Source organism: Erythrobacter sp. R86502, from assembly GCF_042466465.1.
Taxonomy (GTDB): Bacteria; Pseudomonadota; Alphaproteobacteria; order Sphingomonadales; family Sphingomonadaceae; genus Erythrobacter.
In genome coordinates, this window is the sequence record NZ_JAXHCJ010000001.1 from 620149 (window position 1) to 641551 (window position 21403).

Below are 21403 nucleotides of genomic sequence, written 5' to 3' on the forward strand. Positions count from 1 at the left end.
AGCCCCATCAATCGCGCTTTCAGAAATTGCTGGTAAGTCCGGTGACGATGACCGGATAGCCCGGTCTTTCAGGGGTCTGTATGTTGAAGATGTGGAACAAGGCACACCAACTGGCCGAGATGACTCCGCCCGAACGCAACCGCTGGGTTGATTTCCTGCGCGCGGTTTCGATCATGGCGGTGGTGATCGGTCATTGGATGATGGCGGGCCTTTATGTCGATGCGTCAGGCGAATTGCGCCGCGGCGATCTGCTATCGGTAGCGGACTGGACCCACTGGCTGACGTGGGGCTTTCAGGTCATGCCGGTGTTCTTCCTAGTGGGAGGCTTTTCGAACAGCGTCAGTTGGGCAGCAACCACGGCCAAGGCGCCAAGGGACGCCGTAGGGGTATACCGCGACTGGCTGGCAAGCCGGGTGCAGCGGCTTATCACCCCGACCTTTCCGGTGCTGATGCTGTGGGCAGTGCTGGCGGTGGCCATGACGCAGATCGGCTTACCCCGCGAACAGATCCGCATGGCGACAGAAGCCGCGCTGATCCCGGTGTGGTTTCTTGCGGTCTATCTTCTGGTTACGGCTTTCACCCCGCTGGCGCACCGCGCATGGCAACGGCTGGGCTGGCTGAGTTTTGCAGTCTTTGTACCCTTCGCGTTGTTGACCGATTGGCTGACCTTCGGCGCCAATGTGCCGTGGATCAACTTCACCAATTTCCTTTGGGTCTTTCTGGGCATTCATCAGCTGGGCTTTGCCTGGCGCGCCGGGAGGTTTGCAAACCCGGTGTTTGCGTGGGTGTGGTTCGCTGCGTCGCTCGCCATCCTGATCGCGATCACAGTGTTTGGCTTTTACCCGGTGTCGATGGTGTCCGCGCCCGGCGGCTTTTCCAATTCACTTCCGCCCACAGTCGCGCTGTTTGTGCTGGGTGCTGCGCAGATCGGACTGGTGCTCGCATTGGAACCTGCCGGAAGGCGCCTGCTGGACCGGTCCGGAATCTGGACGGGAACCGTTTTGATGAACGGCATGATCATGACCGTGTTCCTGTGGCATCTTACCGCCTTCGTACTTGTCATGACGATCGCATGGTTGGGTTTTGGCGGGGCAGGGCTGGAATCTGTGCCGGGCACGGCTGGCTGGTGGGCCACACGCCCGCTTTGGATCGCACTCTATATTCTGGCGCTATTGCCGTTGATTGCACTGTTTGCCCGTCACGAACGCAGCTTTGGTCCCATTCGTGGCGGGCGCACCGTCCCGCGGCTTCGCGCGGTGTTGGGCGTGGTGGCAATCTGCGCCGGTTTGGGGGCAACAGCAGGGCTGACCATCGCCAGCCCGGACAGCGTTTCGGGGATACGCTGGTGGGTGATTGCGTTGCCGCTGGTCGGCGCAGCACTGATGGGCTTTGGCCCGGTGTACCGCCCCCGCAATCGTCCCGGCGCGGGTGAATTGCGTTAGGGCAGAGGGTTCAGCAGATAATCGCGGGTGATCGGCAACGCCCGGCGGCTCCGCACATATTGGATCTGGTAATTGCACATTCCGCCATTCTCGAAGACCGTGGCAGCACCGGCAAGGTAGAACGTCCACATGCGGAAAAAGCGTTCGTCATGAAGCGCGATGATTTTCGCCTTGTTGTCGATGCAATTGGCGTACCAGGCGCGGATCGTCTTGGCATAGTGCAACCGCAGGGTTTCCACATCTGCCGCGATAAGGCGCACTTTTTCTGAAGCGGCGAGCGTTTCGGACAGTGCGGGGATATACCCGCCGGGGAAGATGTACTTGCGCGTGAAAGCATCGGTGATGCCCGGCCCGCCAAAGCGACCGATGGTGTGCAGCAGCATCACCCCGTCATCGGCCAGCATGGCGGCGCAGGCGCGGAAAAACGTCTCGAACTGAGCGCGGCCGACATGTTCGAACATTCCGACCGATACGATCCGGTCGAAGCGCCGATCGCTGGCGGCAATATCACGATAGTCCTCAAGCAGGATCGTTACCTTGTCTGCGACGCCGGCGGCCCGTACCCGATCCCGCGCAAGCGCAGCCTGTTCTTCCGACAGGGTGATCCCCGTGACATGAACTGCGTGATGTTTGGCGAGATAGATCGCCATTCCGCCCCAGCCGCAGCCGATATCGAGCACCGTCTGTCCGGGTGATAGCACCAGCTTTTTTGCGATATGTGCCAGTTTTGCGCTCTGCGCTTCTGCCAGGGTCATATCGTCCCGCGGCCAATAGGCGCAGGAATATTGCCAGTGTTCAGCATCCAGCATCAAAGCATACAAATCGTTGCCGATGTCATAGTGGTGCGCGACGTTCTGTCTGGACCCGACGCGATTGTTAATCTGTTCGGCTGCAAAACTTGCGCGGTTGATCCATCGTTTCAACCGCCGCGGAGGCCCAATATCGCCGCCCTTGTCCCAGGCATTATTAGCGCGCAGCAAGCCCACCAGTCCCATTACATCGCCTTCTTCGATCAGCAGGCGCCCATCGACAAAAGCTTCTGCCGCGCCAAGCCTAGGGTCCATAATGATGTCGCGGGCCACGCGGCTGTCGGTGAAGCGCAACACGATCTCGGGGAAGCCAGCAGCCGGGCTGCCGTATGTGCTGACCTGGCCGTCCGCAAACACGATGCCGAGACGCCCCAGCTTTACGGCGCGGGACAGAAAACGATCGAGGAGGGGCTTGCTCATTTGGCGCCTTTCATGATTCAATACGCAAGCGTTACTCTTGCACATCGATTTGACAACACGACTGCTGCCATAACCTGCGCTGAAAAGGGAAAACGATGACGAACGCAAAGGACGCGGGCCCGGACGCGTCGCCAGCCACCTATATTGCGTCGCTTGATCCGGCGGGCAGACGTGACGATGCAGAACGGCTCGATGCGTTGTTCCGCAAGGCGACCGGACAGGCGCCAAAGATGTGGGGGGCTTCCATCATCGGCTACGGCGAATATCGCACGACCTACGAGAGCGGCCGGCGCGTTCTTGCGATGCGCAGCGGTTTCAGCCCGCGGAAAGGCAGGCATGTGCTGTTTCTGACGGGCGCTTACGGCGACCCCGGTGCGGCAACTTATCGCGATGCGGCGCTGGCGCGGTTGGGCAAACATACAATTGGGGCAAGCTGCCTTTACATCAACAAGCTGGCGGACATCGATCTTGCCGTGCTGGAAGACATTGTGGCTGCCGATTGGCAAGCCATGCAGCGGTTGTATCCTGACACTTAGATTCCGGCATACCATTGGTAGCCGGCAACATCTTCCCAAAAGCCGCCTTTACCTTGGCCGATCTGATCGAAGCTGGCCACGGCTTCGATGGCTTTTACATACTTGGCCTGCTTGTAGCCCAATTGCCGTTCGATCCGCATTCTGAGCGGGGCCCCGTTTTTCTCGGGCAGCGGTTCGCCGTTCAGTGCGTGGGCGATGATCGTTTGCGGATGATAGGCATCGACCATGTCGATGCTTTCGTAATAATCGCGGCCATACAGGACATCGGCGCAGCGAAAGACCAGAAAATTGGCGCCTTTTCGCACCTTGGCCGCGTCCAGCAATGCAGACAGTTGCGGACCCTGCCATTCGCCGATAGCGCTCCAGCCTTCCACGCAGTCGTGCCGTGTGATCTGCGTGCGTTGGGGCAGGGCGCGTATATCGGCCATGGAGAGGCGCAAGGGATTGTCCACCAGCCCGCGCACCTCAAGTTGCCAATCGGGAAATCCACCGGCGAGCTGGCTTTGATAGAACGGATCCTCGACCGTGACCGATCCGTTGCCTCTGAACGTGGGCGATCGCTCCGCCCGTGAATATTCGGGGGCCAGGCCCTGTTTTCCCGCAAGAGCGCGGTGTACCGCGCGGTGTCCATCTTCTGCGGCTGTGAAAATGCTGTTTGCCGCAGCGCTATCGCTGATTTTTGAACAGGCAGCAGCGCCCATCGCAGCCATCCCCGCCAGCAGCGATCGGCGTGGAAGATCAACCATGCTCAGGCACTCCCATATCGCGCTCAGCCGTATCTGATGTTACATCCGGCCGCTTGCCACCTGTAATCATCGTTCCGATCAGGCGCCAATCGATCAGCGCCAGAACGACGTGGATCACGACGAACCCGAAAATTGCCCATGATGCGATGAAGTGAAGCGATCGGGCGCTTTGGCGTCCGCCCAGCACCTCAAGCAGCCACGGCGCAGCCGCTTGAAAGCCCGGACTGATCGCCAGACCTGTAAACAACATCAACGGTAGCAAGATGCCAAGCAGCAGACCGTAAAGTATTCGCTGAACGGGGTTATAGCCCGCTGGTGCATCTTCTTTGGCGGAATGCGACCGGATCGATGCAATCACCGCACGCGGCGTCCAATCGCTGGGCGAGGTGGTAAGATCGCGGCGGAAATGGCCGTTCAGCAGCATCGCGATCCATATGAAAAGCAGTCCTACGCCGAACACCCAAGCCGCCGTGATGTGCCAATCGCGAGCCAGTGCCAGACTGTAGTATTGCGGGATCGTAGCCCAAGCTGGGAAACGAACCACCGAAAGCCAGGCATCCTTCGGATCGAAACCATAATCGCCCCAATAAAGATAGCGATGCGCGTTGGATATGTTCAGGCCCGACATGAATAGCACGACGATCGCTGAGGCGTTGGCCCAGTGCCAGATCCGGGTCGATAATGCGTGCCGTTTCATGCCTCGATTTCCTGCCTCTGTCCTTCGCCGCGCGCCAGCCAGATAACGTCGCGTGGTTGATCCAGCAAATGCTGCCCACTGTCCACAAACAGGGTTTGGCCGCTTGCCATCGCCCCGCTGGCAAGGAACACCGCTGCTTCGGCAATCTCTCCGGCAGAGGTCTTGCGCTGTAGCAGGTTCAGTCGGTGCGAAATTTCGGTTTCGTCTTCGGCCTGATCGTGGCTTGCCAGAACAGCGCCCGGCGCCAACCCATAGACCCGCACGCCCGCCTGCTGCGTGCTCTTGGCCAACATCCCGATCGTGGATGCCAAGGCATGTTTGGACATGGTGTAGCTGAAGAAATCGGGATTGGTGTTCTCGATCTTCATATCGGTCACGTGAATAACGCACCGCATCGCCAACGATTTTGCCTGCGCAATGAAGATCTGGGCGAGACGGGCGGGAGCAAGCGCATTGACCTGCATCGCATGCCGGTTGGTTGCCGGATCAAGCTGCGCCGCGCCGTCGTAATCGAAAACCGACGCGGAATTCACCAAACAGCGAAAGTCCGCCAACCGTGAAGATAGGGCGATGATCGCAGCCGATGCCGCATCGTCATCGCACAAGTCAAACGCGATCGTTTCGGCAGAGGGTAGCGTCTCAGAAAGAGCTTCAGCGTCGCTTCCCGAAGCGCGGTAATGGATGACCACGTGCCAGCCTGCGGCGGCAAATTGGCGGACCATTTCGGCACCGATGCGCGTCGCCCCTCCGGTAACCAGAACCGCAGGACGCGTCATCGCGAAACGTTTGGGTGTGGCACCATGCTGGCAAGCTAACAGGCCCCGTCGTGTGCATCAATCCAATACACAACGTACAGGCGCCGATAACCTATCCGAAAAAAACGCCGCTGGCTTGATGGCCAGCGGCGCTATGAATGCATAAGTTGATATATCAACGGCAGCGAAGCTCGCCGCGATCGATTTCGCGGCCCAAGAGGCCCCCACCAATCGCGCCCAGAACGGTGCCAACCGTACGGTCCCCGCGAGTGTCGACGGTACGGCCAAGCAGGGCGCCCACGCCAGCACCGATCACCAAACCAGTGGTGCCATTATCACGGCGGCAATAATAGCGATCCCCATCACGCCAGATGCGATCATTCCGGCTTAGACGACGTGGTTCATAGTAGCGGCCGCGATCGTCATACAACCTGTCCTTTACACGCTTGCCATAGGCCTTCGCGTGACGCGGGGGATCAGCTTGCACAGGGGCTGCCATGGGCAAAGTCATGGCGCCAGCGGCGAGGATCAGTGCAAATTTCTTCATGGCGAGTCCTTTTTGGTCAAACTGCTTCAAAAGAAAGGCAAAGCGCCTGAGGGCGGGAGTGTTCCCGTACAGGGAGTAACGTATCCCGCCCTTAGAACGCCTTAGCGGCAGCGGGCTTCGCCGCGGTCGATTTCGCGGCCCAACAGACCTCCGGCCAATCCGCCAAGCACTGTGCCCAGTGTACGATCACCGCGGGTATCAACGGTACGGCCAAGCAACGCCCCGCCAACGGCACCGATCACCAGACCCGTGGTTCCATTGTCACGCTTGCAATAGTAACGGCCATCATTGCCGCGCCAGACGCGATCATTGCGTGAAAGCCGGCGGCCATCGTTCCAATCACGGCCACGATGGCGGTCACGATCACGATAATTGCGGCGATCGCGGCGATCGCGCCAATCGTTACGGTCATAGCCCGCGATTTGCGTCGCGGGCGCCGCCGACTGGCTGAAGCTCGAGAAGATCGGAGCGGGTGCGCCGGGCAGTTCTGCGGCCTGCACGGGGGCGGTAACGGCCGCCATGGCACCAGCGGCGGCAAGAAGGGCAAGGTTCTTCATATCATTCTTCCTTGTGGCGGCTCCCCGATGGAGCGACCCCCTTTTCGTTCAGATTACTCGAACGCAGGATGAACGATGATGTCAGGAAGCGGCCAGAATTGATCACTCATACGGATATCGCGATAGATCGTTGCTCAGCCAAGACGAGCCGCCGCTTTTGCGCGAAGATCTGGCGATAAAGGTTTGAGCGTAGCAAGTGCAGCCAATTCCGCAGAGGTAGCCTTCCCCGCTACCAAGGCGTTGAAGACTCTGGCTACTGTCCAATCAGTGATGCCGATTTGAACCCGTTCCAGTGCATCGCCGGCGGCGACTTCGCCGATTTCCAATACCCGGAAGTACCAGCCACATCGCCCCGTTTTCACGATACGGGCAACCATGCCCTTTTGGCCGAAGCGGTGTTCGATTTTCCAGCATGGCTGGCGCGGCTGGCTGACTTCGATCAACGCTGTGCCGACACGGAAGCGATCACCAATGTGGACGTCATGTTCAAGCAGGCCGGCAACGGCAAGGTTCGATCCAAAACCGCCCGGTTCTTCCAGGGCAGGATGATCGCCAATTTGCGTGCGCCACCATTCATAATGATCGAGCGGGTAGAGATGCAGCGCCATTTCCGGTCCGCCGTGCACGCTGCGATCAGCCTGTTCATCGGGTGCAAGGCCCTCCATCAACACCTGCACCGCGCCGTCGCGGGGACGCTTGACGATCGCGCTGCGTTCTGCCCCGTTGAACGGGCGCGCAGTCCCGGTGCATACGGCTTCGATCATCCAGCGGCTCATGGCTTTCTCACAATCAGATCGATCCAGTCCCGCTGCGTTCCATCCGACGCCTGACCCGCATAGGTCTCCTGCGATTCGATGAGGAAATTGGCCGCTTCATAAGTTTGCGTCAGCCATCGGGGCGATGGGAAATTGTGAAGACGACCCAGCAGATCGCGGCCTTCGCCAGTGCCCAGCTTGAAGCTGGCAAAATGCCAGCCGCCGGGCATAAGCGCACGGTGGATTCGGAGCAGAACATCGGGAAGTGCAGCCGTGGGGCAATGCAGCATGCTGGCATGGGCCCACACGCCGCCATAGGCATCAGCCGCGTCTAGTTCGTGAAAAGCCATCACCCGCGCATCAAGCGCGAAAGCTTCGTTCGCGCGGCTGACAAGAGCGGGCACCGCGTCGGTTGCATCAATGGAAAATCCGCGCTCTCTTATGCGTGCAGCGTCTCGTCCGCCGCCGCAGCCCAGTTCCAGCACGCGGCTGGCAGGAGGTAGCCGGTCAAGAAAACGGTCAAGCTGATGGCTGCAATGCGTGCCGGAATGAAAGACCCAATACGGCGCGCGCTTCTGGTAGAAGGCGATCGTATCGGGATCGGTGCTCACGCAGCAGTGGCTGCCTCGGTCGCCTCACGATCGCGTTGCGCCCGGGACTTCTTTTCAGCGGCGGTTTTCAATTGGCCGCACGCCGCGTCGATGTCGCGCCCACGCGGCGTGCGAACGGGCGCGGAAAACCCGCCTTCAAACACAATCTCGGAAAAAGCGCGAATGCGATCCGGCGGCGAACATTCGTATCCGGCGCCGGGCCAGGGGTTGAAGGGGATCAGATTGACCTTGGCCGGCAGATTGAACTGGCGTAGCAGGCGGACAAGCTCGCGCGCATCGTCGTCGCTGTCATTCTTGTCCTTGATCATCACATATTCAAACGTGATGCGCCGCGCATTGCTTGCGCCGGGGTAATCGGCGCACGCCTGCAACAAGGCTTCGATACCGTATTTCTTGTTAAGCGGGACGAGTTCGTCGCGCACGTCCTTGCGCACGCCATGCAGCGACACTGCCAGATTGACACCGATTTCGTCGCCGCAGCGCTCCATCATCGGGATGACACCACTGGTGGACAAGGTGATGCGGCGCTTTGACAGGGCAAGCCCATCGCCATCCATCACCAACTTCAAAGCATCACGCACATGATCGAAGTTGTAGAGCGGCTCGCCCATTCCCATCATCACAATGTTCGTAAGCAACCGCCCGTCGGCAGTGTAATGGCCTGCTTCATCATCTTCATCGATGGCATCTGCCATGCTTGCCATGCTGCCTTTGGGCCATTCGCCCAACGCATCGCGGGCCAGCATTACCTGACCCACGATCTCGCCCGGCGTCAGATTGCGCACCAGCTTCATCGTGCCCGTGTGGCAGAAGGTGCAGTTCAAGGTGCAGCCCACCTGCGACGACACGCACAGCGTGCCGCGGGTTTCGTCAGGAATGAACACCATTTCGAAGTCGTGACCGTCAGCGGTACGCAGCAGCCATTTACGGGTGCCGTCGACCGAATGCTGCGCCTCGACGATATCGGGGCGTCCGATCACGAACCGTTCTGCCAACCAAGGCCGCATCGGTTTGGCGATATCAGTCATCAAGTCGAAATCGGTCACGCCGCGGTGATAGAGCCAGTGGAACACCTGTTTTGCGCGCAACTTGGCTGCCTTGGCATCAAGACCGGCCTCGGCAAACAGTTCACCAATCCGGGGCCGAGGCAGACCGATAAGGTCGATGCGGCCATCGGCACGCGGCGTGATGTCGCGTGAAGCGGGGACCGGGTCAACGAGGCCCGGGATCGTCATGAGTGCTGTGTCTGCCATGGAGGCTGCCCATATAGTCGCGAATGGACGGTTTGACCAGTCAGCTCAATCGGGCGCATCCTACCGTTGCCGCATCGATCGCCGTGGCCGATCCGGCAAGGGCATATTGGTCTGTAAAAGATCGGCCGTTTGTGGCTGTTGCTGACACGCGCAGACGGCCGACAGATCGCAGGGCGGCGACAATCGCGGCATCATCGCGCATGTCCTTGGCCCAGGCATGGCGACCTTTGGCAACCAGCGTGAACCTATTCGCGCCCAACGACAAACGCACATTTGCCCCATCGGCAACAGTCTGTGACAACGCCATGTGAACGGCGCCGCGCACCTGGCGGTCAGGCCAGTAGGACACGGTCATGTAGGCAGACGCTGATCCGCGGATCTGTGCCTTTGCAATTGCATAGCAGCGCAGAGGACTGTCATCCTTGAACGCCGCCCAACCATCATACACGCCCAGACTTTCGCGCGCTGCCAAAGGCCCGCCGATCAGCACTAGAGCAGCCAAGGCAAACCTAAGCATACGCAATTGTCAACACTTCCCATTCACGCGTACCCGATGGCAGGGTTACGATGCGAACATCGCCTACCGCCGAACCGCGAAGCGCCCGAGCCAAGGGCGAATGCCAGCCGATGCGGCCTTCGCTCGCTTCTTGCTCATCATCGCCGACCAGCTGGATGGTCTGGTGATTGTCGTCTTCGTCCGCGATCGTGACCCGCGCACCGAAAAATACGCGACTTTTGTCAATCTGCTCTGCCGGATTGACGACGCGCAGCGTCTTCATCCGCTTGATGAGATGCGCAAGCTCGCGGTCGATTTCGCGCATCTTCTTGCGCCCGTAAATATAGTCTCCGTTTTCCGAACGATCGCCATTGCCCGCCGCCCAGCTGACGATTTCCACAATCGCCGGTCGCTCGGTTTCGAGCAGATGGTCATAGCGCGCCTTCAACGCAGCCATGCCCGCGGGCGTGATGGGCGGGCCCTGGGGGGTCATCGTGACAGGCTCAGCGCAGGAACGTGTCGACCGGGCGGGGCAGGCCAGCCCGATCAGGGTACATGTGCGAATATGTCACAGCATTACCGATTACCCGCATGATATAATAACGCGTTTCAAAATTGGCGGGAATCTTCTCCACCCACGTCACCCAGTCAATCTCACCGCGACGCGGGTCGCCGTTGAGGCGTAGCCACTGGTTCACGCGGCCCGGCCCGGCATTGTAGGCGCCCACGGCGAGCGGGTAGGCCCCACCGTAATAACTCATCATTCTGGCGAAATAGGCATCGCCCAATGTGATGTTGTATTGCGGGGCACCAATAAGGTCTGCGGACAAATATTGCATGCCCAACTTGCCTGCCTGTTCGCGCGCGGTGCCCGGCATCAGCTGCATCACGCCGCGGGCGCCCGCATGGCTTACCCGCGTCCGATCAAATTCGCTTTCCTGACGACTGATCGCATGAACCATCACCCAGTCGTTGATGTTTGAAGGGGTGGACACCGTGGGAAAGCCGATACGCTCGAGCCCGGACAGCCCGTTTTCTCCGGCCTTCATGCCCAGTACTACGGCAAGTTCATCCATACCGACTTCGTTGGCCAGCATTCCAGCCATCAGCATTTCGTTCGGCGTATCAGCCTCATCGCCCAGCGCTTCGAAAAAGCGGCGTTCGGTCCGCCAATCACGGCGGTTCAATGCAAGGGCCCGGATAGCTTTAACGACCGGTCTGGATTCGAACTCGGCGCGGACACCGGCATCAATGGCAGGCTGCGGCAGGCCAGCAAATGCTGGCATCGGGCGGCCCAAAGCGGATAGCGCAAGCTGCCCGTAATAGTAATCCGGCCATTGGGCTGCCATTTCAAAATAGCGCGTGGCGTCGGCACTGTTGCCAGACTGGCGTGCGGCACGCCCTGCCCAGAAATAGCCCTTGGCTTTGGTGAGCGGGGTCTTGGCGGTATCGCCGTACCGCAGGAACAGCGGTGCGGCGGTGGTGCCATCACCCATGTCCCACAGCGCGCGCGTTCCGCCTAACCACATCAGATCGGTCAGCCGATCGCGCAGGGTGAAGCTCATCGCGGACAGATCGCTACCAGGTTCAAACAGGTCATCGGTGCGCGCTGCGATGCGTGCCGCGTCGCGCGCGCTGCCGCTCTTTGCGATCGTCAGGAGTTCGCCCACGAAGCCTTCGGGATCGAGCGCGGGGCGTGTAAACCTTGGCCTCTCGGTGAAGGTGCGGACAGCTTCGCTTGTCTGGCCGGTGCCGCGCAGGAACTTTACCAAGTTGTAGGTATAGCCCGGGTCGGCATTGGCGGCTGCGGGCACAGCTACGCCCGCCATTTCAGGCCGCGCGCCGCGAAGCAACGAAAGACGGGCAAGGGCGAGCTGGTTGTCGGTCCCGCCAAGGTTCATGATCTGACGCGAGGCAGCATCGGCCTTGCCCTGCCATAGTAGCGCGTCCATCCGTACCGCATGATCGTCAGGCGTGAACTGCGCCCCATAGAGCCCGGCGATGTACAGCTCGACCGGGTCACTCATTTCGCCGCCGCGCCAGGCACGACGTGCTTCTTCCAGCGCCTGCGGACGCTGCGCAGAGGCCAACGCCAGCGCATATCGAGCGCGGGCGGGATTGGTTAGCGGAGGGTGCGTATCGAAATAGCGCAACAATTCGGCTTGCGACGGCGATTCGTTTTCCAGCGCCGCTTCGGCGCGCAGGCGCAGAATTTCGACACGCGGGAAGGTGGGGTAGGCCAGCACGAAGCCCGCGTAATCGGCGAAACTGTGGGTGCGGCTGGCTTGCAGAACTTCCCACTGTGCCACGGCGGCATTGATCGCGGCAGGCTGGCGCGCGACCAGGTTATCGCTGCCGGCAAAATCCTGCGCAGCTACGGCAGAAGGCACAGCAGCAAAGCCTGCAAGCGAAAGCCCAAGGGCAGCAGAAATCCAGGATGAAGACAAAGAATAACGGACCATGCTGGACATTGTGCCAATCGGCTCCTTATCAGGCGGTGAACGAAGGGATGGGGGGAGAAATGTTCTCCGCAATTCCAATATCTAGCGATGAAGGCAGGACAAAGGCAATGTTCAGCGGTTCGATACCCGCTCTTGTGACTCCTTTCCGGGGTGGGACGTTCGATGAGGCGGCCTTCCGGCGGCTGGTCGACTGGCAAATCGACAACGGCAGCGCTGCGCTGGTGCCGTGCGGAACCACGGGAGAGGCATCGACGCTGTCAAACGCAGAGCATCACCGCGTGATCGAAGTGTGCATCGAACAGGCAGCAGGCAGGGTGCCTGTGATCGCGGGGTGCGGATCTAACGATACCCGCAATGCCGCGCTGCACATGAACTTTGCCAAGAAGGCCGGCGCGGCCGCAGGGCTTTGCGTGGCTCCTTATTACAACCGGCCAAGCCAGCGCGGCCTTATCGCGCATTTCAGCTATCTGGCGGAAAACTGTGATCTTCCCATTGTCCTTTACAATGTGCCGGCGCGCACAGTGACGGATATTCTGGATGATACGGTGGTCGAACTGGTTCGCCAATTTCCGGACAGAATCATCGCAATCAAGGATGCCAGCGGCGATTTAAGCCGGGTTGCCGATCACCGTATGGGTATTGGCCGCGATTTTTGTCAGCTTTCGGGCAATGATGAACTGTGGTTGCCGCATGCAGCGGCGGGCGGGCGTGGTTGTATTTCGGTAACGGCGAATGTTGCGCCCAGACTGTGCGCCGAATTCCACGAAGCGATTGCGGCAAACGAACTGAAGAAAGCACGCGAACTGAACGACCGCCTGTTCCCGTTGCATTACGCCATGTTTTCCGATGCGTCGCCAGCGCCGGTAAAATACGCGCTGTCGCGGGTTCATGACTGGATTGCACCTGAAGTGCGCCTGCCGCTGGTTGAATGCGATCAACAAGCCATGATGGCCGTTGACGAAGCGTTGGTGCTGGCAGGCGTGCTGGAAGGCTAGATCACTTCGTCTTCGTCCAGCAGACGGTCACCGACCCCTTCCGGCTCGCTTGCCAGAATTGCATCGGTGATGCTTTCGATCTGCGCGCCGACGCGTTCAGGATGTTCGATCTGCGCTATGTGGAACAACGCATCGCCCTGATGCACGACCGGCAGCGTCGCGTGACCAATGATAATCCCGTCGACGGGACTTCGCAGAGCGTGGGGGTCATCGCCGAACAATCCCGTGACATTTGCCAGCAAGTCACCCTGATTCACAGGCGCGCCGGATTCGCGCAGCGCCTGCATCACCCCGCCGCGCGGTGCCCGTACCCAGACTGACCGATTGGCACGCGCAGGGATGCCGACATTTGCCAAACCATCATCAGCCTCGATCATGCCGATATGCGCCAGCACCCGGCAAACGCCCGCAACCCCGGTTTCGATGGAAAGGCGGTCGAAACGCAATGCCTCACCCGCTTCCAGCAAGAGCATGTCGATACCCTTTGCCTGTGCCAGATCCCGTAGCGAGCCTTCGCGCAGGGGGCTTTCGATGATAACCGGCGCGCCAAAAGCCATCGCCAGTTCCGTCAGCCGTTTGTTGCCCGCTGCGATGCGTATCTGCGGCAGGTTGTATCGGTGAATGGCGGCGGAATGGATGTCGATCCCCAGCGCTGAACGCTCCATGATCTCGCGGTAGAAAACATTGGCGATCTGCCCGGCCAGCGATCCTCCCGGACTGCCGGGGAAGCTGCGATTGAGATCTCTGCGGTCGGGCAGGTATCGCGAACGATTGAGAAACCCGAAGATGTTGGCAACCGGCACCAACAACAAAGTCCCGGCAAGGTTTTCTGGTCGCAGTTCCTGCGCAATTCGCTGAATTACGGCCGTGCCGATGATCTCGTCGCCGTGAATTGCAGCACTGACGAACACCGTGGGGCCCGGCCTGAAACCATGCAGCACCCTGACCGCAAGAGACGATGCCGTACCTGTTGCCAACGTTGTGATCGGGAAAGCCACATCTTGCGCCGTTCCCGGTGCAACATCGACACCTGCAATCGCGAACGGTTCAGCGTTGTCCATGTGCTCCAAGCGTATCTCACCAGTCTGTTTGTGCTGACGCTAGTCCGCGATTGGGCAAAGCGCAAAGATGGCCTGTGCATTCCCCCTCGCTTTTTGCCGCGCTCATCCCTACATCGCGCGTCCCATGGCACGCCCCAAACCCGTTACCTTCGACAAGCTCAAGATCGTCGCTGAAAATCGCCGTGCGCGGTTTGATTACTATGTCGAAGACACCTTCGAAGCCGGTCTTGCCTTGCAGGGGACCGAAGTGAAGGCGTTGCGCGCGGGTGAGGCGAGCATCGCGGAAAGCTATGCCGAGGTGAAGGATGGTCAGGTCTGGCTGATCAACGCCAATATCCCGGAATATAGCCACGGAAACAGATTGAATCACGAACCGCGACGCCCGCGCAAGCTGCTGCTGCATGAACGCGAGATCGAAAAGTTTGTCGGCGCGGTTGAACGTAAGGGTATGACCTTGGTGCCGTTGATGGTCTACTTCAACCGAACCGGCCGGGCCAAGGTGGAATTGGCTTTGGCCAAGGGCAAGCAGACCCATGACAAGCGCGCGACGATCAAGGACCGCGACTGGAAGCGCGACAAAGCGCGTCTGATGCGGGATCGCGGATAGTCACGGGCCGTTCTAATTCCCGAAATCGGCAGGCGGAAAAATGTTCGGAGGGGTTGATTCATCTACTGGTCAGTGTCGCTGCGCTACCCATATGTCGCATGTCATGGTGATTGGTATGATCTTGTGCGAATCGATCGCTCCAAAGCCTATCGGACCAGTCGCGTGACGATCCCGGCGCCTGATGAACGCAAAATCAGCGCACGGATACGTGCTTGGATGCAGCGGATTGTTCACACCCACACGCCGACGCGTGAACAGATGGCGCAAAACAAATATCTGGCGCCAATCGCGCACCGGTTTCTGTCGCCAGAGCTGTGGCGCTTTACCCGCAGATCCGTTCCCCGCGGCGTGGCGCTGGGATTGTTCGCTGCCTTCATCATCCCGGTGGGGCAAATATTCCTTGCCGCATTTCTTGCGCTGCCGTCGCGGGCGAATGTGCCGCTTGCCGCGCTTGTGACATTCGTCACCAATCCGTTCACCCTGCCGTTCTGGTTGGTGGCCGCCAATAAGGTTGGCAATCTGACCTTGGGTCTGGATATGGCCGGCCCTGCCCTTGCCAGAGCCGAAGCACAGGCCGGCGCTTGGGCGATGATTGTCGACTTTTTCCAGATGGCAGGAACGACAGCATTCGGCTTTCTCGTGTTCGCCATGGTTGCGCCATCGATTGGATATCTGGTTGCCGGCTGGGTGTGGCGCGCTGTGGTGTCTCGTAAGCGCGCCAGACGGTTGAAGGCGATGGAAGCGCGGCTCGACCAGCGGCTCGGCACACAGTAGGAAGCAGCCTTTGCACGCGACCGTTGATGCGTGAGTTACAGGAGCCTGCCCGCTTGTCCCGCCGAACTGGCTTTGATCCCATTTCCCCGACCACAACCGGTAGCAAGGATGCGCAATCCGATGCGCCTGCCAAGTCCCTTTTGCTTGTGCTTGGCGCAGCATTAGTCGGCAGCGCGGCTATTTTGTTCCTGGCCTCGGGTAGCGGCTTGGTGGCGCTGGCTTTTGGTCTGGCAGCTGGCGTATTGCTGGGCGGTGTCCTGATGCTCGACAGGATGCGCAGCGCACCGTCGAGCGAAACGGCGAGCGCCGCTGATTGGAGCGTGACCGTCACAGCCATCGAACGCGAGGGTGAGGCGATTGCTATCACGGACCGCGCCAATCGCATGGTTTGCGCCAATGCATTTTTCCTCGAAAGCTTCGGCGCCAACGCCGCACCGCCTGCCCTGCCATTCGGCCGCGCAGGGCAGGAAGCGGTGACGCTGTTGGCGCGCACGGCGTGGCGCGATGGAACCGCAACGATCGAAGCGATTGAATCCGAGGACGAAACGCAATGGCATATCATGGCCATCCGGGCCGGCCGCGGTGACGATCATCTGGTTTGGCGTTTGGTGCCAATGGTACGGTCCCGCGGTGCCGATCTGGGTTCCCTTGATCTGTCAGGGCCGTTTGGCAAGATGTTGAGCCGCGCCGGAATTGAAACTGCCATCACGACGGCCGACGGTGTTATCCGCGCCGTAAGCGCCGGTTTTGCCGAGCGCGCCGCGGGGGACGAACGGGCCACGATGGTCGGGCAGGATTTTGTCAGCTTCCTTCGCTCGGACGAACGGGACCGTATTTTTTTCGCCCGAGAAGGCCGCGGGGGTACGCCCCAGACACTTGTCGATATTCCTTTGGTCGATCCGGAGGAACGGGTCACTGCTGCCGGTCCCGATGAAGCGACATCGCTTATGCTGATGATCGATTCGGGCGTGGGAATCGGGTCGGGTTGGGATGGGGCATCGCATGCTGGCGTGGCGCAGCTCGATGCACTTCTGGCGCAGTTGCCGCTTGGCCTTGCGATGACTGATCGGGACGGGCGTTTCCTTTTCGGCAACGAGGCGTTCCTGCGTTCGGTTGCCCGCGAAGGGCGGGGCCTGCCGCAATTCCCTACCGATCTTGTGGTGCGCGAAGACAAGGCTGCGCTATCCGACGCGGTGCGCCGACATGGCCGCGGACCTGCCACAAGCGGCGATGTTGCGGTGCGGTTGGTTGATAGTCCGGATGAACCGGTATCGCTTGGTCTGGCAGGTGTGCGCGGATTAGGCGAAGCGGCGGTCCTGCTTAGTCTGGCTGATACCAGTCAGGAAAATCAGCTGCGCCGTCAGGTGGCTCAGGCAACCAAAATGCAGGCGGTCGGGCAGCTGGCAGGCGGTGTGGCGCATGATTTCAACAATGTTCTGACCGCAATCATCGGCACCTGCGATCTGATGCTGCTGCGCCACATTCCGGGTGATAGTGACTATGACGACATTCAGCAGATCCGCGCCAATTCCAACCGGGCGGCTGCATTGACCCGCCAGCTGCTTGCATTCTCGCGGCAGCAGACATTGCGTCCCGAAATCATTCAGTTGCCGGATGTCGTCAGTGAAGTCAGTCCGCTGATCAAACGATTGCTGGGCGAAAAGATCACCTACTACGTCCAGCATGACCGCAATCTGGGCCCTGTGCGTGCTGATCCGCAGCAGATGGAGCAGGTCATCATGAACCTGGCCGTCAATGCCCGCGATGCAATTCAGGGCAATGGAGGGCCATCGCGTGGAAACGGGCAGGGCCGCATTTCGCTCTTCACACGTTCACTTCAGGCCAAGCAGGTGATCCAGCTCGGTTCCGAAGTGTTGCCCGCGGCCGACTACACGGTGTTGATCGTTCAGGACACGGGCGGTGGTATTCCGACCCATGTTCTGCCCAAGCTGTTTGAGCCGTTCTTTACCACGAAGGAACAGGGCAAGGGCACCGGGCTTGGCCTTTCAACCGCCTATGGGATCGTGAAACAGTCGGGCGGTTTCATTTTCGCCGACAATATTCTGAACAAGTCGGGCCAGCCCACTGGCGCGCGTTTCACCGTCTACTTCCCCGTGCACAGAGGCGAAATGCCGAAGAAGCGCGAAGCTGCGCCACTGGTATCGTCGGATTGGTCGGCAGGCGGAAAGGTGCTGTTGGTCGAGGATGAGGATATGGTGCGAGCCGTCGCCGAACGCGCGCTGGCGCGTGCCGGGTATGAAGTAACGGGCTGCGCCAACGGCGAGGAAGGGCTGGCTGCGATCACCGAAGGCACGGCGCGGTTCGATATCGTGGTGTCCGATGTGGTAATGCCGGGCATGGACGGGCCTGCGATGGTCCGGGCAATTCGCGCCCGGCTTCCCGAAATGCCAGTGTTGTTCATGTCCGGCTATGCCGAAGAACAATTGCGCCGCGACATCGATATTCCCGACATGCACTTCATTGCCAAACCTTTCAGCGTCGCATCGATCGGTGACAAGGTGGGGGCGGTTCTGCGGGAGGCGCGGATATCGCAGGGTGCCCGATCGGAACCGACTGACGCCTGAAGCTTTCGTTCCCCCGCGTGGCCCATAGGATCATTCACCTTGGCTAAATCACGGATGTCGTTCATCTTGTGAATCGGACACAGGAGGGGGCAAGATGATCTACCGGGCAAGTATTGCTGTGTGCAGTGCATCGTTGATGGCGGTGCTGGCAGCGACGGCCAGCGCGCAATCAACCGATGACAGCGCGCCGTCGCAATCGGCACAAGGCGAAGTTGCAGTAACGATCTACAACAACAATCTCGCTCTGGTGCAGGACGTGCGTCAGCTCGCAATTGTTAAAGGGCGAAGCCGGGTCGAATTTCCTGACGTGTCCGCGCAGATACAGCCGCAAACCCTGAACTTTGCTGCGGCCGACACGGCCATCATCGAACAGAATTTCGACTACGATCTGCTGACACCGTCAAAGTTGATGGAAAAGGCAGTCGGGCAAACGGTCACGCTGCTGCGTACCAATCCCGCCACCGGTGCCGAGACGCGTGAAAGGGCTACCGTGCTCTCTGTCGCTGGCGGCACCGTGCTCAGGATCGGTGACCGGATCGAGGTGTTGCGTAATGATGGTCTGCCGGTGCGGGTCATTTTCGATCGTGTCCCTGCCAACCTGAGGGCGCGCCCGACCCTGTCGGTCAATCTCGATTCGACGCGCGGCGGCACGCGTCCGGTCTCTTTACGCTATCTGACGAATGGGCTCGGCTGGGGCGCCGATTACGTCGCCCTGTATGATGAAGCGAACGGCACCATCGACATGCAGGGCTGGGTGACGTTGACCAACAACACCGGCACCACCTTTCACCAAGCCAGTACCGTGCTGGTCGCAGGCCAACCTGCCAATGCGAATACGCAGAATTATAACCGGCGCAACGTCGCCAATCGCAGTATGGTTCGCGCCGGAACCGAAACCGCGACGCGGGAACGGCTCGGTGACTTCTACCTCTATCCTATCGCTGCGCGGACAACGATTGCGAACGCCCAGACCAAACAGGTCAGTTTTCTTGACGTTAAGGCCGTGACTGCGCGCAAGATCTATGGATTGATGGTCGATTGGCAGCAGAACGACGAACAGCCCATCAATGTGCAGAGCCGGATCGCGTTTTCGACATCAGGCGATCAGGGTCTGGGCGACGCCCTTCCTGCCGGTACTGTGCGGTTTTATCAGAAGGACCGCGAAGGTGTACCGCAATTCATCGGTGAGAATGCGATAGGCCACACCCCGATGGGCAGCGATCTTTCGCTGGTCACAGGCGACGCCTTCGACATCACGTTAAAATCGGAAGTCGAAAAGCGCGACACCATCACTTCCGAAGAATGGCAGAAAAGCGCGCGTTATCGCGTCGTAAAAGATGGTCAGGTAACAAAAGACGTCACGGTCGAAAGGCCCACCACCTTCTATCGCACGACCATGCGATACACGTTTACCAACGCGAAGAATGTGCCGGTTGACGTGATGCTTATGCAGACGGGTCTCAATCAAGGCTGGTGGTCCAGCGATTTCCGCGTCACATCCGAAGACATCCCCGGTGAGCAGCTGAACGCCGACCGGCGCCGTTACACCGTTCCAGTCCCAGCCCAGGGTGAACGGGTGGTCCGCGTGACCTACGAAACCCGCTACTGAACGTGCGCGCGATGCGGATACCCGCGATTCTGCTACTGGGTGCCATGGGCCTCACAGTACCAACGGCCGCACGCGAGGTCATCGACGCCTCGCCCCCAAGCGATCTGTCTGTCACAATTTATCGCGACTCCGAGCGCGACCCGGATGCCCCGCTGGTTCGCGACAACCCTCGGGGTTTTGCATTGATCAGCGAAACCCGGAAGGTCACGCTACCCGCGGGGCAAACGACAATCCGGTTTGAAGGCGTGGCCGAAGGCATGATCGGCGTGTCCGCCATAGTCACTGGCCTCCCCGGCGGAACGATCGAAAAGAACCGCAATGCGCAGCTTCTGTCGCCTGCCGCTCTGGTTGATGGCACTCTCGGAAACCGCGTCACGATTACGCGGACCAATCCCGTCACTGGCGCACAAGTCAGCCAAGAAGCGGTGGTACGTACCCGCGCCGACGGAGGGCTGGTCCTTCAGACGGGCGAGGGTTTTGAAGCGGTGCGATGTTCGGGCTTGCCGGAAGCCCTGGCCTTCGACCGTGTGCCGGACGGCCTATCATCCAGCCCCGTGTTCTCTGTCGATACGATTTCGCCGCGGGGCGGGACCTACGATGTCACGCTGACATACCTTGCCTGGGGATTCGACTGGCAGGCCGATTACGTTGCAACCCTGAAGGAGACGACCCGCAAGCGTGACGAAGATTTTGATCTGCGGCTGTTGAGCTGGCTCACACTGGTCAATGAAAACGGTCAGAGCTTCAACAACGCACGTCTTCAGATCATCGCGGGCAAGCTCAACGTCGAAAGCAATTACGAAGGGCTTGCCGATCCTCCCGTGGCAGAACCCTTGCGGTTGGAATGCTATCCCATCGGCAGTACTTCGGCGGGTATAGCTCTTCCAGCACCGCCGCCGCCGCCGCCCCCGCCTGGCGTGATGGAGATGCAGGATCGTACGATTGTGGTGACCGGATCGCGCCTTCAGGCGCCCGCAATGATGGCTACACCTGTAAAGGTAATGACGGCCGATGAAGAAGATCTGGGCGATCTCAAGCTGTTCCGTGTTCCCGTTCGCGTCGACGTGGCGGCCAAGGGAATGAAGCAGGTCGCCTTTCTCAACAAGGACGATGTCAGGGCGCGCTATCTGTATCAGATCACCTGCGATGCCGGCACCTGGATTGATCCGGACAGCGGCGTGGATGAACCCGCAGAACTGCTTCTGACAAGCAGGAACGAGCCTGCCAAGGGGCTCGGCGTTGCGTTGCCTCAAGGTAAGCTTACGCTTTACGAGCCATCGCCCACGGGCCTTCATGTTGCAGCTCAGGCCAACTTGCGTGACTATGCTCGCGGTCAGGACATGGAACTGAGCCTCGGAACCAGCGCGCAGGTCTTTGCGCGCTGCGGCGCCAGTAAACCGGGTGGCGTGTCTGAAGCGCGCGGGCAATGGAACGGCATGCAGGCAAGATTGACCAACGGCAATCCGCACCCCGTCAGAATGCGGCTGCAACTGGCTTGGGGAGGCGGGTACGACATCAAGTTTCCGCAACAGCAAATTGCGCAGAAAAATGGGTATCAAACCGTTGTCGTTACAATTCCCGCGAATACGAGCCGCACCTATCATTGGAAGCTCAGGGATCGGACCAACAGCGCATTGCGATAGATGATGTAGGAATTTTTTCGTTCCCCACTTGTTCCAAGAGAAC

At 59.9% G+C, this 21403-nt stretch carries 21 protein-coding genes; 8 read left to right on the forward strand and 13 right to left on the reverse strand.

The window, feature by feature from the left end:
* The first annotated feature begins 80 nt into the window (after positions 1 to 80).
* Positions 81 to 1442: an acyltransferase gene (locus SJY33_RS02970; protein ID WP_379921053.1), complete on the forward strand. Its 1362-nt coding sequence runs from the start codon at positions 81 to 83 to the stop codon at positions 1440 to 1442.
* Here the strand turns inward: SJY33_RS02970 and SJY33_RS02975 are convergent.
* Positions 1439 to 2671, reverse strand: coding sequence for a class I SAM-dependent methyltransferase (locus SJY33_RS02975; protein ID WP_379921054.1), 1233 nt, complete (start codon positions 2669 to 2671; stop codon positions 1439 to 1441). The two genes, SJY33_RS02970 and SJY33_RS02975, sit on opposite strands and share 4 nt — an antisense overlap.
* A 95-nt stretch (positions 2672 to 2766) precedes the next feature.
* Here SJY33_RS02975 and SJY33_RS02980 point away from each other — a divergent pair, with 95 nt between their 5' ends.
* The gene (locus tag SJY33_RS02980; protein WP_379921055.1) at positions 2767 to 3207 is read left to right on the forward strand and encodes a DUF1801 domain-containing protein; all 441 of its coding nucleotides are present in this window, start codon (positions 2767 to 2769) and stop codon (positions 3205 to 3207) included.
* On the opposite strand, the gene SJY33_RS02985 is transcribed toward SJY33_RS02980, so the two are convergent.
* From SJY33_RS02985 to SJY33_RS03035, 11 genes are all read right to left on the reverse strand, one after another.
* The gene (locus tag SJY33_RS02985; RefSeq protein ID WP_379921056.1) at positions 3204 to 3953 is read right to left on the reverse strand and encodes a molybdopterin-dependent oxidoreductase; all 750 of its coding nucleotides are present in this window, start codon (positions 3951 to 3953) and stop codon (positions 3204 to 3206) included. The two genes, SJY33_RS02980 and SJY33_RS02985, sit on opposite strands and share 4 nt — an antisense overlap.
* Positions 3946 to 4650, reverse strand: coding sequence for a cytochrome b/b6 domain-containing protein (locus SJY33_RS02990; RefSeq protein WP_379921057.1), 705 nt, complete (start codon positions 4648 to 4650; stop codon positions 3946 to 3948). Before SJY33_RS02990 ends, SJY33_RS02985 begins: the two co-directional genes overlap by 8 nt.
* Positions 4647 to 5426: an SDR family oxidoreductase gene (locus tag SJY33_RS02995; protein WP_379921058.1), complete on the reverse strand. Its 780-nt coding sequence runs from the start codon at positions 5424 to 5426 to the stop codon at positions 4647 to 4649. Before SJY33_RS02995 ends, SJY33_RS02990 begins: the two co-directional genes overlap by 4 nt.
* Positions 5427 to 5580: 154 nt before the next feature.
* Positions 5581 to 5952, reverse strand: coding sequence for a glycine zipper 2TM domain-containing protein (locus SJY33_RS03000; protein WP_379921059.1), 372 nt, complete (start codon positions 5950 to 5952; stop codon positions 5581 to 5583).
* Between the two features lie 101 nt (positions 5953 to 6053).
* On the reverse strand, positions 6054 to 6509 hold the full coding sequence (locus SJY33_RS03005) for a glycine zipper 2TM domain-containing protein (protein ID WP_379921060.1): 456 nt from the start codon (positions 6507 to 6509) through the stop codon (positions 6054 to 6056).
* Positions 6510 to 6643: 134 nt separating this feature from the next.
* A complete protein-coding gene (locus SJY33_RS03010; protein WP_379921061.1) occupies positions 6644 to 7285 on the reverse strand; it encodes an MOSC domain-containing protein in 642 nt (213 codons plus the stop codon).
* Positions 7282 to 7875, reverse strand: a complete 594-nt coding sequence (locus tag SJY33_RS03015; protein ID WP_379921062.1) for a class I SAM-dependent methyltransferase — start codon at positions 7873 to 7875, stop codon at positions 7282 to 7284. Before SJY33_RS03015 ends, SJY33_RS03010 begins: the two co-directional genes overlap by 4 nt.
* Complete coding sequence (gene rlmN / locus SJY33_RS03020; RefSeq protein WP_379921063.1) at positions 7872 to 9128, reverse strand: 23S rRNA (adenine(2503)-C(2))-methyltransferase RlmN; 1257 nt, start codon at positions 9126 to 9128, stop codon at positions 7872 to 7874. Before rlmN ends, SJY33_RS03015 begins: the two co-directional genes overlap by 4 nt.
* A 40-nt stretch (positions 9129 to 9168) precedes the next feature.
* The gene (locus tag SJY33_RS03025) at positions 9169 to 9645 is read right to left on the reverse strand and encodes a hypothetical protein (protein WP_379923507.1); all 477 of its coding nucleotides are present in this window, start codon (positions 9643 to 9645) and stop codon (positions 9169 to 9171) included.
* Complete coding sequence (locus SJY33_RS03030) at positions 9638 to 10117, reverse strand: GreA/GreB family elongation factor (RefSeq protein ID WP_379921064.1); 480 nt, start codon at positions 10115 to 10117, stop codon at positions 9638 to 9640. The genes SJY33_RS03025 and SJY33_RS03030 overlap by 8 nt, the downstream gene beginning before the upstream one ends.
* Positions 10118 to 10127: 10 nt before the next feature.
* Positions 10128 to 12095, reverse strand: coding sequence for a lytic transglycosylase domain-containing protein (locus SJY33_RS03035; protein ID WP_379921065.1), 1968 nt, complete (start codon positions 12093 to 12095; stop codon positions 10128 to 10130).
* Between the two features lie 98 nt (positions 12096 to 12193).
* On the opposite strand from SJY33_RS03035, the gene dapA reads away from it, so the two are divergent.
* The gene (gene dapA / locus SJY33_RS03040) at positions 12194 to 13081 is read left to right on the forward strand and encodes a 4-hydroxy-tetrahydrodipicolinate synthase (protein ID WP_379921066.1); all 888 of its coding nucleotides are present in this window, start codon (positions 12194 to 12196) and stop codon (positions 13079 to 13081) included.
* Here the strand turns inward: dapA and SJY33_RS03045 are convergent.
* Positions 13078 to 14142 (reverse strand): succinylglutamate desuccinylase/aspartoacylase family protein, encoded by a 1065-nt coding sequence (locus SJY33_RS03045; protein WP_379921067.1) that lies wholly within the window; start codon positions 14140 to 14142, stop codon positions 13078 to 13080. The two genes, dapA and SJY33_RS03045, sit on opposite strands and share 4 nt — an antisense overlap.
* 124 nt (positions 14143 to 14266) lie before the next feature.
* Here SJY33_RS03045 and smpB point away from each other — a divergent pair, with 124 nt between their 5' ends.
* The 5 genes from smpB to SJY33_RS03070 all read left to right on the forward strand — a co-directional run bounded on the left by smpB (position 14267) and on the right by SJY33_RS03070 (position 21360).
* Positions 14267 to 14749 (forward strand): SsrA-binding protein SmpB, encoded by a 483-nt coding sequence (smpB, locus tag SJY33_RS03050; RefSeq protein ID WP_379921068.1) that lies wholly within the window; start codon positions 14267 to 14269, stop codon positions 14747 to 14749.
* A gap of 216 nt (positions 14750 to 14965) precedes the next feature.
* Positions 14966 to 15523 (forward strand): DUF2062 domain-containing protein, encoded by a 558-nt coding sequence (locus tag SJY33_RS03055; RefSeq protein ID WP_379921070.1) that lies wholly within the window; start codon positions 14966 to 14968, stop codon positions 15521 to 15523.
* Positions 15524 to 15669: 146 nt separating this feature from the next.
* Positions 15670 to 18108, forward strand: coding sequence for a response regulator (locus SJY33_RS03060; protein ID WP_379923508.1), 2439 nt, complete (start codon positions 15670 to 15672; stop codon positions 18106 to 18108).
* A 94-nt stretch (positions 18109 to 18202) separates the two neighbouring features.
* Positions 18203 to 19717, forward strand: a complete 1515-nt coding sequence (locus SJY33_RS03065; protein WP_379921071.1) for a DUF4139 domain-containing protein — start codon at positions 18203 to 18205, stop codon at positions 19715 to 19717.
* Positions 19718 to 19728: 11 nt separating this feature from the next.
* A complete protein-coding gene (locus SJY33_RS03070; RefSeq protein WP_379921072.1) occupies positions 19729 to 21360 on the forward strand; it encodes a DUF4139 domain-containing protein in 1632 nt (543 codons plus the stop codon).
* Positions 21361 to 21403: the final 43 nt, after the last annotated feature.

Excerpts from the sequence above, each read along its gene's own strand:
- SJY33_RS02980 (WP_379921055.1), top strand. The coding sequence starts at position 2,767 with ATGACGAACGCAAAGGACGCGGGCCCGGACGCGTCGCCAGCCACCTAT.
- SJY33_RS03005 (WP_379921060.1), bottom strand. The coding sequence starts at position 6,509 with ATGAAGAACCTTGCCCTTCTTGCCGCCGCTGGTGCCATGGCGGCCGTT.
- SJY33_RS02985 (WP_379921056.1), bottom strand. The coding sequence starts at position 3,953 with ATGGTTGATCTTCCACGCCGATCGCTGCTGGCGGGGATGGCTGCGATG.
- SJY33_RS03070 (WP_379921072.1), top strand. The coding sequence starts at position 19,729 with ATGCGGATACCCGCGATTCTGCTACTGGGTGCCATGGGCCTCACAGTA.
- SJY33_RS03025 (WP_379923507.1), bottom strand. The coding sequence starts at position 9,645 with ATGCTTAGGTTTGCCTTGGCTGCTCTAGTGCTGATCGGCGGGCCTTTG.
- SJY33_RS03000 (WP_379921059.1), bottom strand. The coding sequence starts at position 5,952 with ATGAAGAAATTTGCACTGATCCTCGCCGCTGGCGCCATGACTTTGCCC.
- SJY33_RS02990 (WP_379921057.1), bottom strand. The coding sequence starts at position 4,650 with ATGAAACGGCACGCATTATCGACCCGGATCTGGCACTGGGCCAACGCC.
- SJY33_RS03035 (WP_379921065.1), bottom strand. The coding sequence starts at position 12,095 with ATGTCCAGCATGGTCCGTTATTCTTTGTCTTCATCCTGGATTTCTGCT.
- smpB (WP_379921068.1), top strand. The coding sequence starts at position 14,267 with ATGGCACGCCCCAAACCCGTTACCTTCGACAAGCTCAAGATCGTCGCT.
- SJY33_RS03065 (WP_379921071.1), top strand. The coding sequence starts at position 18,203 with ATGATCTACCGGGCAAGTATTGCTGTGTGCAGTGCATCGTTGATGGCG.
- dapA (WP_379921066.1), top strand. The coding sequence starts at position 12,194 with ATGTTCAGCGGTTCGATACCCGCTCTTGTGACTCCTTTCCGGGGTGGG.
- SJY33_RS03010 (WP_379921061.1), bottom strand. The coding sequence starts at position 7,285 with ATGAGCCGCTGGATGATCGAAGCCGTATGCACCGGGACTGCGCGCCCG.
- SJY33_RS03055 (WP_379921070.1), top strand. The coding sequence starts at position 14,966 with ATGCAGCGGATTGTTCACACCCACACGCCGACGCGTGAACAGATGGCG.
- SJY33_RS03030 (WP_379921064.1), bottom strand. The coding sequence starts at position 10,117 with ATGACCCCCCAGGGCCCGCCCATCACGCCCGCGGGCATGGCTGCGTTG.
- rlmN (WP_379921063.1), bottom strand. The coding sequence starts at position 9,128 with ATGGCAGACACAGCACTCATGACGATCCCGGGCCTCGTTGACCCGGTC.
- SJY33_RS02975 (WP_379921054.1), bottom strand. The coding sequence starts at position 2,671 with ATGAGCAAGCCCCTCCTCGATCGTTTTCTGTCCCGCGCCGTAAAGCTG.
- SJY33_RS02970 (WP_379921053.1), top strand. The coding sequence starts at position 81 with ATGTTGAAGATGTGGAACAAGGCACACCAACTGGCCGAGATGACTCCG.
- SJY33_RS02995 (WP_379921058.1), bottom strand. The coding sequence starts at position 5,426 with ATGACGCGTCCTGCGGTTCTGGTTACCGGAGGGGCGACGCGCATCGGT.
- SJY33_RS03045 (WP_379921067.1), bottom strand. The coding sequence starts at position 14,142 with ATGGACAACGCTGAACCGTTCGCGATTGCAGGTGTCGATGTTGCACCG.